The organism is Acinetobacter sp. UBA6720, assembly GCF_002454215.1.
Lineage (GTDB): Bacteria > Pseudomonadota > Gammaproteobacteria > Pseudomonadales > Moraxellaceae > Acinetobacter.
Genome location: NZ_DKIK01000012.1, coordinates 1 through 12,886, shown reverse-complemented (window position 1 = coordinate 12,886; position 12,886 = coordinate 1). Strand labels below are relative to the sequence as shown.

13 protein-coding genes are annotated in these 12,886 nt (G+C 42.5%); all 13 read left to right on the top strand.

The genetic code is table 11. From position 1 onward, the window contains the following. Nucleotides 1-25 precede the first annotated feature (25 nt). The 13 genes from B4F08_RS01315 (at nucleotide 26) to trpE (ending at nucleotide 12,829) form a co-directional block, all read left to right on the top strand. Nucleotides 26-766 carry a LytR/AlgR family response regulator transcription factor gene (locus tag B4F08_RS01315; protein ID WP_086209756.1) on the top strand — a complete coding sequence of 247 codons (741 nt, stop codon included), beginning with the start codon at nucleotides 26-28 and terminating at the stop codon, nucleotides 764-766. A gap of 118 nt (nucleotides 767-884) precedes the next feature. Beyond that, nucleotides 885-1,805 (top strand): hydroxymethylbilane synthase, encoded by a 921-nt coding sequence (gene hemC / locus B4F08_RS01310; RefSeq protein ID WP_110974806.1) that lies wholly within the window; start codon nucleotides 885-887, stop codon nucleotides 1,803-1,805. A gap of 11 nt (nucleotides 1,806-1,816) precedes the next feature. Beyond that, nucleotides 1,817-2,596, top strand: a complete 780-nt coding sequence (locus B4F08_RS01305; protein WP_291372627.1) for a uroporphyrinogen-III synthase — start codon at nucleotides 1,817-1,819, stop codon at nucleotides 2,594-2,596. Beyond that, entirely contained in the window at nucleotides 2,593-3,435 is an 843-nt protein-coding gene (locus B4F08_RS01300; protein WP_110974804.1) for a hypothetical protein, read from the top strand. Before B4F08_RS01305 ends, B4F08_RS01300 begins: the two co-directional genes overlap by 4 nt. A gap of 4 nt (nucleotides 3,436-3,439) precedes the next feature. Further along, entirely contained in the window at nucleotides 3,440-4,633 is a 1,194-nt protein-coding gene (locus B4F08_RS01295) for a heme biosynthesis protein HemY (protein WP_291372609.1), read from the top strand. 7 nt (nucleotides 4,634-4,640) lie between these two features. Then, nucleotides 4,641-5,069 carry an acyl-CoA thioesterase gene (locus B4F08_RS01290; RefSeq protein ID WP_119064882.1) on the top strand — a complete coding sequence of 143 codons (429 nt, stop codon included), beginning with the start codon at nucleotides 4,641-4,643 and terminating at the stop codon, nucleotides 5,067-5,069. A gap of 150 nt (nucleotides 5,070-5,219) precedes the next feature. Then, a complete protein-coding gene (locus B4F08_RS01285; protein WP_086209750.1) occupies nucleotides 5,220-5,543 on the top strand; it encodes an H-NS family nucleoid-associated regulatory protein in 324 nt (107 codons plus the stop codon). Nucleotides 5,544-5,740: 197 nt separating this feature from the next. Then, nucleotides 5,741-6,451, top strand: a complete 711-nt coding sequence (gene gspN, locus B4F08_RS01280) for a type II secretion system protein N (protein WP_110974801.1) — start codon at nucleotides 5,741-5,743, stop codon at nucleotides 6,449-6,451. Further along, a complete protein-coding gene (locus B4F08_RS01275; protein ID WP_110974800.1) occupies nucleotides 6,451-7,278 on the top strand; it encodes a type II secretion system protein N in 828 nt (275 codons plus the stop codon). The genes gspN and B4F08_RS01275 overlap by 1 nt, the downstream gene beginning before the upstream one ends. Nucleotides 7,279-7,317: 39 nt before the next feature. Next, on the top strand, nucleotides 7,318-9,645 hold the full coding sequence (gspD, locus tag B4F08_RS01270; RefSeq protein ID WP_110974799.1) for a type II secretion system secretin GspD: 2,328 nt from the start codon (nucleotides 7,318-7,320) through the stop codon (nucleotides 9,643-9,645). Between the two features lie 110 nt (nucleotides 9,646-9,755). Then, nucleotides 9,756-10,469, top strand: coding sequence for an FHA domain-containing protein (locus B4F08_RS01265; protein ID WP_110974798.1), 714 nt, complete (start codon nucleotides 9,756-9,758; stop codon nucleotides 10,467-10,469). 85 nt (nucleotides 10,470-10,554) lie between these two features. Beyond that, nucleotides 10,555-11,223: a phosphoglycolate phosphatase gene (gph, locus tag B4F08_RS01260; protein ID WP_086209745.1), complete on the top strand. Its 669-nt coding sequence runs from the start codon at nucleotides 10,555-10,557 to the stop codon at nucleotides 11,221-11,223. A 112-nt stretch (nucleotides 11,224-11,335) separates the two neighbouring features. After that, nucleotides 11,336-12,829: an anthranilate synthase component I gene (gene trpE / locus B4F08_RS01255; RefSeq protein ID WP_110974797.1), complete on the top strand. Its 1,494-nt coding sequence runs from the start codon at nucleotides 11,336-11,338 to the stop codon at nucleotides 12,827-12,829. Nucleotides 12,830-12,886 lie beyond the last annotated feature (57 nt).

Genomic DNA, 12,886 nt, shown 5'->3' with positions numbered 1-12,886 from the left:
CAAGGTGACTGTTGGGGGGAGATAAATGGACATCCTAATTTGTGATGATGAGCCTTTAGCAATTGAACGTTTATCTCGATTGGTGAGTCAGCTTGGACATCAGGTGGTGGCAACCGCATCGCATGGTCAACAAGCTATAGAACTCACTCAACAATATGAGCCAGACGTTGTACTTTTGGATATTCAAATGCCAGAAATGGATGGTTTAACCTGTGCGCATTTTTTGCGTCAGCTTGAGCCCATGCCTGCTTTGGTGTTTTGTACAGCTTACGATGAACATGCGCTTGACGCATTTAAGTCACATGCTGAAGGCTATTTATTAAAACCAGTGATGCAACAGGAATTGCAACAGGTGCTTGGTCACCTCACTAAATTAACCCAAGCTCAAATGAGCGAGATAAAACAAAAAGAAAATATGGACGAATTTAATGTAAAGCGACATCAAATCGCAGCGAAAACCTATCGTGGTGTGGAGTTGGTTCCTGTTGAAAATATTTATTATTTTTTAGCGGATCAAAAATACGTCACTGTCCGTCATAGAAATGGCAGTGTTTTAATTGATGAAACCTTAAAAGACTTAGAACATGAGTTTGGGGATGCCTTTATTCGCATCCACCGCAATGCTTTGGTTTCAGTTCACTTTTTAGAAGGGTTAGAGGTGGTTAACTCTGGACAGTATCAAGTGCGTTGCCGTGAGCTAGATGAGCGTTTGGCAGTCAGCCGACGGCATTTGCCAGGATTGCGTGAGCGCTTACATAAGCTCTAACTTAAAGCCATCGGTAATGCTGCAAGAAATGAGACTCAGTGCTTTAGGCTGAATACATTTCCAATGGGGGAAATTCAGTTTAAGATAGTTTCATTCTTATTGGCACATACTAAAATTTATGAAAACCCTAAAGATCGCTACTCGACAAAGCCCACTTGCTCTTTGGCAGGCTGAACATATTCGTGCTCGTTTAGAAGCATTGCATGAGGGGCTTACCGTAGAGTTGGTAACTTTTGTTACCCAAGGGGACAAAATTTTAGATACGCCATTGGCAAAAATTGGTGGCAAAGGTTTATTTGTCAAAGAGCTTGAAGCAGCGTTATTGGATGGTCGTGCTGATTTGGCAGTGCATTCGATGAAAGATGTTCCAATGGCTTTGCCTGAAGGCTTATCACTGGCGGTCATCTGTGAGCGTGAGGATCCTTTAGATGCCTTTGTGTCGAATAGTTATGCGAGTTTTGAGGCATTGCCACAAGGGGCAAAGGTTGGTACTTCGAGTTTGCGCCGTAAATGCCAAATCTTAAAACAACGACCAGACCTAGACATTATCGACTTACGCGGCAATGTGGGAACACGTTTATCTAAACTGGATGCGGGTCAGTATGATGCCATTATTTTGGCTAGTGCAGGATTAAAACGTTTGGGTTTGGCAGAACGTATCCGCCATACCATTCAACCAGAGTTGAGTTTACCTGCTGTGGGTCAGGGGGCTTTAGGGCTAGAGTGTCGTGGCAATGATCAAGTAGTCTTGGACCTGATTCATCCCTTACTACATCTAGAAACAGATACTTGTGTACGTGCTGAACGCGCTTTCAATGCTTATCTTGAAGGTGGCTGTCAGGTACCGATTGCAGGCTATGCCACTTTAGCAGATAACCGCATTCAGCTTGAAGGTCGCGTGGGCAGTGTCGATGGGCAAACCTTACTGAAAGCACAAGTGGCAGGTGATGCTGCTGAAGCAGAGCATTTGGGCGTGGTGCTTGCACAAGAGTTATTGGCACAAGGCGCTGGTGACTTGCTCAAAGCTTTTTATCATTAATATTCGTTACGATGCTGTTTATTAATACGCGTCCAGTCGAGCGGGCGAAAAGCCTGACTCAAGTGCTAGAGCAACAGGCGGTTGAGGTCTATTCTCTGCCTTTATTGGAACTCATTCCAAGGCTATGGGATACAGACTTGGCACATTTGTATGATCAGTTGCCTCAGGTGCAGGTTGTGGTCGTGGTTAGTCCAAGCGCTGTACAGTTTGGTATGGATCAATTGGTGCACAGTGGGTTAGCTCTGTCTGACTTAAAGCATCTTCAGTGGATTGCTGTTGGACAAAAAACAGCGCAGGCTTTGGCTGAATATGGTTTGGACAGTGTGGTGCCTGAGGTGGAAAGCTCAGAAGGGATGTTACAATTACCCGTTTTGCAGAACTTGGCTGGTGATGCGAGCATTGCATTTTGGCGTGGCGAGGGTGGGCGTCAGTTTATGATGGACACCTTAATGCAACACGGGCGTTTTATACTGAACTTTGTGCTATATGAACGCCGTTGTCCTCATCAAACTTTGCAGCAACAGGCTGAATTGGTTCAATGTTTATCAGAACATAATGATTATGTTGCGCTGATCAGTAGTGAGGCTAGTTGGCTGAATTGGTTAGCTCTGCTAGACACAAACATTCAACTTTTGCAAAAAGGACACTTTTTGGTATTAGGTGAACGTTTGGCTCACATCTTGAAACAGTCTCAACAGCAAATGTATGTACAGTTTAAAGTGAGTGTACTGAAAGACTTAAAGACAGCCACGATTGTACAGTTGTTATGCAGTGGGCAAGGGAACGCATGAAGAAGATTCTTATAGTGGTGTTAATGGCTGCGTTGGCGTGGGTTGCGAAGCTGAGTTATGACGTGTGGGGGCTGAGTACACAGCAAACTGCTTTGTTGAGTGAGATGCACCAAATCGAGCAGCGCAGTGCTAATTTGAACGATCAAGTTGTCGCCATGCAACGTCAAAAAGAAACTTTGAAGCAGAGTCCTGCAGTAGCGAATGCGACGAGTAGTCAGCTCACTGAAGAAGTGGTTGAGGGTATTGATCCAATTTTGTTTATCAAACAACAACTGGACTTGGTGGAGTTTGCCTTAAAGCAACAGCAGTATGTGGTGGCCACCGATAAATTGGCCTTTTTAGATATGCAGCTGGAAAAATATAATTTGGCTGTGGCGTTGAAGCAAAGTCTGCATCAGGTCATCGCGCGAGATATGCAAACCATTCAGAAATTTGTGGCTGAGCGCAATGAACAGCAAGCACAAATTAACCGTCAACTGCAACAGATTGATCTGGCTTTAAATCGTGAAATACAGCAACCACAGTTAAGCACCGTACGTGATTCGTCTGAACCCTTTTGGAAACAATGGTTTAAGCTTGAACCTGCTCAAGCACCCGCAACAGCGTTAATGCAACGCCAGATTATTTTGAAAGAGGCCCAATTGCGTTTGTTATTGGCCCGTCAAGCCTTAATTTCAGGACAATACACCGAATACCAAAAAGATTTGACTGAGGTTATGTTGCTCATTCAGCAGCTACCAGATCCTAAAGCTAAAGAACTGCTAAAACAATTGAATAAATTAAAGACTTTGATGGTCGTGCCCACCCCGATTTTAGGCACACGTGCGTTGCTGGGGTAATGAGATGAAACAAATACTGACTGCTTATGGCTTGGTGAGTTTAATTGCGATTGCTGTACTGAGTGTTTTGAGTTACGGACATGGTGCAGGCTATGTCTATGTATTTTGGCATGACTGGCAATTGCAAACCAATCTTTGGGTGATGTTTCTTGCATTAGCCGTACTGAGTCTTGGTTTGCACCTATGTTGGCTCGGGCTGAAACGTTATCTTAGTCGGGAAAAACGTAAAGCAGAAACGGTTTTTGATTTTAAAAATTTACATCCCTACGAGCAATTGGCTGTGATCTGGTTGTTAGATGCAGGTCGAGATCAGCAGGCCTTTATTCAAAATGCGTTTGCTCAGTCGGGCTTGCTCAAAAGTATTATTGATGCGCGCTTATACTTGATGAAGGCGCAGTTTCCAGAAGCACTCAGTGCACTAACTCAAAGCAATGCAATGGCTTTTGAACTGGCTGAACTTCAGCGTATTGAACTCTTTTTAGCGAAAGAGGATGCGGAACAAGCACTCACTCATCTTGAGTTTCTTAATCAACATGAACTTTCACCATGGCTAAAGGATGTACAAACAGCTTATGAATCCTGTTTAAAAGAGTTGTGGGGGCGTTTCGCGGTTCAGTTTCCATGGCTGTATTTGCGTTCAACCCAATATGGTCATTTGGATCAGGATGTGAAGAAAGCATGGTTGAAACGTTTGTTGATTAAATTTGATCAAGCTAGCTATGACAATTTAGAAGATTTAAAACAGCGCTATTTAGATCTATCGGATCAGATTTTTACCCGCAGTTATGATATTCAACTTTTATGGCTTAAATTATTAGCGCGAATGCCTGATTTGAGTGCACAACATGAAATTCTGTCGATTCATTTGCTCAATCAACAGTTTAATGCAGAAGTATTTTATTTGTGGTTTCAACAGCAACTTTTGAAACAGCTACCCGATTATGTCGATTTACAACAGCATATCGAAGCATGGGAAGCGAAGTATATGAGTGTGCCTGTTTTGAGTTTTGCAAAATGGCATATTTATACTGCTTTAGGGAACAAAGACCAAGCCGATGAGTTATTAAATTTATATCCAGATAATGTATTAATGAACTATTTAAGAATCAAGTCGACCTTAAACGGGGATGAGGATTTAATTAAACAGTTAAATTTAATTTTTGAAAATAATGCAAATTTTGTCGAAATGAAAATATAGGTGGATAATGCGGAGCCTGTTAGATTACCCATTGATTTATACCCAACAGGTGGCTTGGGGAGATATGGATGCCTTTGGTCATGTTAATAACGTCATGTATTACCGTTATGTGGAAAGTGCTCGTTTGGCCTATATTGAGCGGACAGGTATTTTATCTTCGGACATACTGACTGTGGTCGCATCAAATCAGTGCAAGTATTTAAAACCTGTATTTTATCCAGATCAATTAAGCATCGGTGCACGGATTGAAGAACTTAGAAATAGTGCATTTCGTATGCATTATTTACTCTGGAGCGAGCAACAACAATCTATCGTTGCAGAAGCGGAAGCGGTTATTGTTTGTGTCGATAAGGTGAATATGCAGAAAACATTAATCCCTGAACTGACGCGTCATAAACTCAAAGAATTCGAGTTAACCATCGGACATAAAATATAAATGTCTTTTTATTTATTTTAAAAGTCGCTAGACTATATAAATACTGTCTAAGTATTGTTGTTTAAGTCATGGATGAGTTGAGTCTTTGGTCTAATCAAAATATTATTAAATAGGCTCAGTAAATAAAATGTTGGTTAATGGAGTTAATGTATGCCAGATATTAGTAATTTATCCGTAGAAGAGTTAAAGCGTCTACAAATCGAAGCGGAAGCTTTAATTGCATCTAAAAAAGATCAAGCAGTTGAAGATGCATATACCCAAATTATTGCAATTGCAGAAAATGTAGGTTTAAGCATCGAACAAATTTTAGAGTTTGGTGCAACGAAGCGTAAGAAAGGCACGCGTAAGTCTGTCGAGCCACGTTACCGTAACAAAAGCAATGCTGCTGAAACATGGACAGGTCGTGGTAAGCAACCACGCTGGTTAGTGGCTCAGTTGGAAAAAGGTGCGAAGCTAGAAGATTTCCTAATCTAAGTCATCGCCTTGTCACAGACGTGACATAAACTGCAAAAACCAAGCATTATATGCTTGGTTTTTTTTGTAGTTAACGTTTGGTGTTGTTGTAAAATTATGCATAATGTCTATCAAAGAAAGACAAAAAATGAAGCAAGGAAGAATAATTGAAAGTTCGTGGTGGGAGAATCACAAAACCTAAATACGTCACGTGGTGGATGTTTACAGTTGTAGTATTTTTAATCTTCGTTTTGCTGCAAATACCGGCAGCATGGCTCATTGCAAAATTTTATAAAAACAATCAGATTTTGCAGAATGTCAGCGGTAATCTTTGGCATGGACAGGCCGATTGGCAAACTGGAAAATTACGTGGAACCGTTGTTTGGACAACCCGGCCTTTAGATTTACTGTTACTGCGTGCAGGCGCCAATGTTGAGATTTATAGTGCCAATACCAAACTGGATGGTGTGTTGGCCTATGGTTTCGGGAAAAAAGTCATCGTGCGGGATTTGAACGGACAAATTGCTCCAGAAACTTTAAAGTCGGTCGCCAATTGGCAATGGCCTAGCAATGCAATCCAGTTGCAAGAAATTGATTTTAATTATAAAAAAGAGCAAGGTTTTAGTCAGGTAGGTGGTGGCATGCAGTGGGCTGGAGGGGAATTGATGTATATCTTTGCGCAACGTCCACAGCAAATGCAAATTCCATCGTTGGCAGGAAAGTTATCGCAAGATCAAAATAAACTCATGATTAATTTGCAGGATCAACGTCAACAAAAACTCATGAATTTAACGGTTGATCCAGATTTGATGCTGGATGTGCAATTAACCCAACGTTTAATGTTAAATGTGCCATCTTATCAAGGTAAAGCAGGTCTAGATAGTTATGTGGTGAGTTCGCGTCAGCCTCTGCTGAATGGGGGCTTTTAATGGGTTTTGATCTACAGAAATTACCAGAGCTGAACCTTAAACAGTTTGAGCGCCTAGCACCACTGTGTTTAATGCTTTTGATCTTAGCACTATGCTGGAAGTTGGCTGGCTTATTTTGGCTCTGGGTGGCGCCACCACAAGTTATGCAAATGCCACGTGTTGAATTGGGTTCACAGCAACCCCAAGTCCCGAATATTACCAATTTTGCGCTATTTGCAGAGCAAAGTAAGAATCCTGCAGATGATCAGCTCAATTTACAGCTACAAGGTGTGGTGGTTGGGCAACCTAGTCAGTTTTCATCTGCTGTGATTAAGTCAAATAATGTAGCAGATCGTTATCGGGTGGGGGAGAGCATAGAAGGCAGTTCATATTATCTGGCTGAGGTCTATTGGGACCGCGCGATTCTCAAAAATAACAGTGGGCAAACCCGAGAATTGTTGTTCCAAGGAATTGATAATCTAGATCAGCAAATTGTGGCTCCGACGACTGCACCTGTTGCAGTTCCTCCTGTGAGTCAAGAGCAGCAAGCATTAGGCCAAGCAGTACAGGGCTTACAACAAGATCGCGAGCAATATTTAAAGGATTTGGGTGTCGGTACCAACAATAATGCTGGCCAAGGTTATCAGGTGACGGAACAAACCCCTGCTGCACTACGTAGTCGTTTAGGCTTGCAGGCGGGAGATCAGATTATGTCTTTAAACGGTCAAGCGATCGGACAGGGGCAAAATGATGCGCAGTTATTGGAGCGTGCGCGTCGTGAAGGACAAGTAAAAATAGAAGTGAAACGTGGTGATCGTATCATTACGGTACAACAAAATTTTCAGTGATCAAGCATCACCAGTATCAGTTAGGAATGATTTGGATTTATGGCTTTATTGAATCACCGCTCAGCATGGGCACTAACAATTGCAGCACCTTTGCTTGCCACGGTGAGCACAGCCAGTTATGCGCAAACATGGAAAATTAATCTACGCGATGCAGATTTAACCGCATTTATTAATGAAGTTGCAGATATCACTGGGAAAAATTTTGCGGTGGATCCAAGGGTTCGTGGCAATGTTACGGTCATTTCAAACAAAGCACTTAACAAAGAAGAAGTTTATGATTTGTTCTTAGGGGTGCTGAATGTGAATGGTGTAGTGGCAATCCCATCTGGCAGAACCATTAAAATTGTGCCTGATAGTAATGTAAAAAGCTCAGGCATTCCCTATGACGCACGTCACCGCGCCACAGGTGATCAGATTGTGACGCGGGTGATTTGGCTGGAAAATACCAATGCCAATGATTTAATTCCAGCATTACGCCCGCTGATGCCACAATTTGCACATTTATCGGCAGTGAATGGAACCAATGCACTGATTGTTTCCGATCGTGCTAGCAATATTTATCAGCTTGAAACCATTATCCGTAATTTGGATGGTACGGGACAAAATGACATTGAAGCGGTGTCGTTACAGTCGAGTCAAGCTGAAGAGATGATAGGGTTGTTGGAGAGTATGAGCGGCACAGGTTCCATCAAGGACTTAAAAGGCTCAAGAATACGTATTATTGCAGATAACCGCACCAATCGGATTATTTTAAAAGGGGATACCGCTACACGTAAACGTATTCGCCAAATGATCGAGATGCTCGATGTGCCTGCTGCGGAACGTCTGGGTGGCTTGAAGGTTTTTCGTTTAAAATATGCCAGCGCCAAAAACTTATCTGAGATTTTACAAGGCTTAGTTTCGGGACAAGCAGTCAATAGTAACGAGTCTGCTGATAATAGTGGCAACACTAATGCGGCCTTTAGCCAAAATAATAACAGTGAGGGTTCGTCTTCACAGATTTCTACACCCAGTATTAACTTAAATAGCCAGTCCAATCGCAATCAAAACAACATCACCAGTTTTAATAGTAATGGAGTGAGTATTATTGCTGATAGCTCACAAAATGCGTTGGTTGTTAAAGCCGATCCACAGCTCATGCGTGAAATTGAGTCTGCTATTCAGCAATTGGATACTCGTCGTCAGCAGGTCCTGATTGAGGCAACTATTCTTGAAGTGGAAGGGAATGATGCAGATCAACTGGGCGTACAATGGGCGATGGGTGATTTAAGCAGTGGTGTGGGAATTATTAACTTTGACAATATTGGTTCAAGTTTACAAAGTATTGCGGCGGGTTATTTAGCCAGTGGTGGTGCAGGGGCAGCCAGTGCAATTGGAGCTGGTGCTTCACTCATTTTGGGTGATTACAAAGAAGGCAGTGATGGTTCTCGCCAGTTATATGGTGCCATGATTCAGGCTTTAAAGAGTAAAACTAAGTCGAATCTGCTTTCCACACCGTCTATTGTGACTATGGATAATGAAGAAGCCTATATTGTTGTGGGGGAGAATGTACCGTTTGTGACGGGTTCGGTTTCTACCACATCTTCAGGCACAGCCAATCCCTATACAACGATTGAACGTAAAGATGTGGGTGTAACGCTTAAGGTGGTGCCACATATTGGGGAAGGCGGAACGATCCGTTTAGAGATTGAACAAGAAGTCTCAGATGTCAAAACCAATAAGGGTGAAGCGCAAGATTTGGTTACCAGTAAGCGTGCGATCAAGACTTCAGTCTTGGCAGAACATGGTAATACCATTGTTCTAGGTGGTTTGATTTCTGATAATACAGCCTATTCACGCCAGTCAATTCCTGGTCTAGGTGTAATTCCTGGTTTGGGGCGCTTATTTCGTTCAGATGGTAAGACGGATCAGAAACGCAATTTGTTGGTTTTCATTCATCCAACGATTGTTGGTGATGCTGAGTCAGCACGTCGCCTTTCCCAACAGCGCTATAGTCAGTTATACAGTTTGCAGTTGGCTATGGATAAAGATGGTAGTTTTTCAAAATTACCAGAAAATGTCGATGATGTCTTCCAACAACGTTTGCCTGTTAGCTCAACGAAACCAAGCTTGCCACAATCTTATCAGCGTGTACCGAGTAGCCCGACAGCAACTCAACCTAAGGTAGAAACAACACCTGTTGCGATTGAACCTGTGGTTCAAAAACAACCCGTTGCTAAAGTGCCTCAGAAGACCACGTCAAGTCAGTTGCCGCAAGTGCAGCAACCTGAGTCTGTATGGAAGAATTTAAGTGTTGATCGGATGCAAGGTGCCATGCTTGGGCAGATGACACAAAAGTCGGTCTCGACAACTTACTTTAAAATCTGAGGATTTACAGTCGAATACAGCATAGATGATTTTACTTCATCTACATAAAAGGCAAAATGGTAAAGAATATTCACTGTGTTATGATAAATCAGCACATAGAGAGATAAGTCATGACTTGGAAAATACAAGCAATTTCTGGTGAGTTAACTGGTCAAGAAATTAATATTGATCGTGATATGTTGGTGGGTCGTCATCAGACGGCAGATATCTTATTACAACAATCTGAAATTTCGCGTAAGCACGCAGCCTTTTTACTGAAAGAGCAAGCACTCTGGTTACAAGATCTCGGTTCGTCAAATGGCACGTTTGTCAATGATGTGCAAATTGCTGTGGAGACCTTGTTAAAGCAGGGTGATATTGTCCAGTTTGCCAGCTTAAAGTTTTCAGTACTTGAGCCTGCAAAGCCACTTGAGCAGGTGGTTGAGTCAGTAGGTGATGCGACGTTGGGTGCGGCTGTGGTAGAAGAGACGATTGCCCAGCCATCGGAAGCTGTTGCTACTTCGGAAACAGCACAAGCAGAACCTGAGCAACCCAAAACAGTAGCACAGCAAATGAATGATCAGGGAATGCCAGAGCTGAAAGAGCGTGATGCTAATGTGAGCCTAACACGTGATGGTATGCCACAAAATGTTGGTATTCCTAAACCTGCGCCTATTCCTGAAGGTGTAGATGTTACTGCTTCAAATGAGTCCCCAGCTGAGGTTAGTGAAGTTTCAACACCCGTTGCTCAAGCGGCTGAGACGCAAAAGAATGCCTCTGTTGGGCTGATCTCGATCATTGTCTTGATTATTTTAGCCATTATTGCGTGGCTGATGTTCAAATAAGATTCAGATCACACTACAATCAAGGCATGCAACAGCATGCCTTGATTGTTTTTGGGCAGCACATGATAAAAATGGGTGAGGGTGAATGAATATTGCTAACTTGGCGCAACGAGAAGTTTTACTTTTTGATTTAGACGGAACCTTGGTGGATTCTGCAACAGATTTACATCGTGCCATGAACATGAGTCTCAACGCCATGCAACTACCAACCGTGACGGAAGAACAGGTGCGGATTTGGATAGGAAAAGGAACGGCACTGTTTTGTCAAAGTACCTTGCAGCATTTGACTGGTGAAGTTGATCCAGCCCAGCAACAACAATTATTGGATACGTTTTTAAAGATTTATAATGCTGACCCATGTGTGGAAACGCTACCTTTTGATGGCATTGTGCCATTTTTGGAATGGGGCTTGGCGCAAAAGAAAACCATGATTTGTGTGACCAATAAGCCTGAACAACCTGCACGCGCCATTGTCGATCATTTGGGGATGAGTCATTATTTTGCTGATGTCATCGGTGGAGATCGTTTTGAAGAGCGCAAACCTCATCCGCGTCAGTTGTTACACTGTGTTGAACAATATGCGCAAAACAAAGACCAGGTTTTAATGATTGGGGACTCATCCAATGACGTTGAGGCTGCACGCCGTGCGGGTATTGATTGTGTTGTGGTCAGCTATGGCTATAATCATGGTGAAAATATTTTAGACTGTCAGCCACAACAAGTGGTGGATAATCTGTGTGAGCTGATTGGGTAACTTTGTAAACGAAGGAATGAACATGAGTAAACATATGGCTTTTCGATGGCGAAACTCAACCTGCTAATTTTAAAAACTGATATCGCCATATTGAAAAAATAGAGAAACACTCATGACAACACAAGCTCAATTCGATCAACTCAAAAACTCAGGTTATAACCTAATTCCTGTCTATCGTCAGCGTTTAGCTGATACCGAGACGCCATTATCTGTTTTTGCTCGCCTAAAAGAGCATAAGCAAGCCTATTTGTTTGAATCCGTAGAGGGTGGTGAAAACTGGGCGCGCTACTCGATTATTGGTTTAGGTGAATCGACTGTTTTCTCGTGCAACGCAGGTGAGCTCACCATTCAACAAGCCGATGGAGCGATAGAAAAGCAGCCTTGCGTAGATCCTTTTCAATATATCCGTGATTTTCAAGCTCAATATAAAGTTCCAACCCAAGCAGATTTACCTGCTTTACCAAGCTTTACAGGGGGCTTGGTGGGTTACTTTGGTTATGATGCAGTACGTTATATTGAACCACGTTTAAATAACGTGCCAGAAGCGGATCCTGTAGGCTTACCAGATATTTGGATGATGCTGTCTAAAACAGTAATTGTGTTTGATAATTTAAAAGATACTTTATTCCTGATCGTGCATGCTGATGTCAATAATGCGGAGGCTTATCAGCAAGCACAGCAGCAACTAGATGTTCTAGAGGATTTGTTGGCAACACCAATTAGTCTTAAAGCGACTCCACATACTGCACCACATTTTGAGTCACTCACTGGAAAACAGAAATTCTTAGAATCCATTGAGACGGTGAAAGAGTATATTCGTGCGGGTGATGTGATGCAGGTCGTACCAGGGCATCGCATGGTTTCTGACTTTGATGGAGAACCTCTGCAAGTATATCGCGCACTACGTCATTTGAATCCATCGCCTTACTTGTTCTTGGTGCAAGGGCAAACTTTGGAAAATAATCAGCCTTTTCATATTGTCGGCTCGTCCCCTGAAATTTTATCGCGTCTTGAAAATGGCATTGCAACGGTACGTCCGCTAGCAGGAACACGCCCACGTGGTAAAACCAAAGAAGAAGACTTAGCTCTTGAGCAAGACTTATTATCGGATGAAAAAGAGATTGCAGAACATTTGATGTTGATTGACTTGGGGCGAAATGATGTCGGTCGCGTCTCAAAAATTGGAAAAGTGCAAGTGACAGATCAAATGGTGATCGAACGTTATTCACATGTCATGCATATTGTGTCCAATGTTCAAGGCGAAGTCCGTGATGATGTGGATGCATTGGATGTTTTTAAAGCAACTTTCCCTGCAGGCACTCTTTCGGGTGCACCTAAAATTCGAGCAATGGAAATTATTGACCAAGTTGAGCCAGTAAAACGTGGAATTTTTGGTGGTGCTGTTGGTTATTTAGGCTGGCATGGTGAAATGGACATGTCGATTGCGATTCGTACCTGCGTGATTCGTGAAAATAAGGTATATGTACAAGCAGGAGCAGGGCTTGTTTATGACTCAAATCCTGAATCTGAGTGGAATGAAACCCAAATAAAAGCTCGCGCAGTGATCAAAGCGGTTGAATTATCATCAAACGGATTAATTTTATGAGTTTTTAGCGGGTGTTTTTAAAAAACCGCTTGCATCGTTTGGAAGTTTTGCTAAACT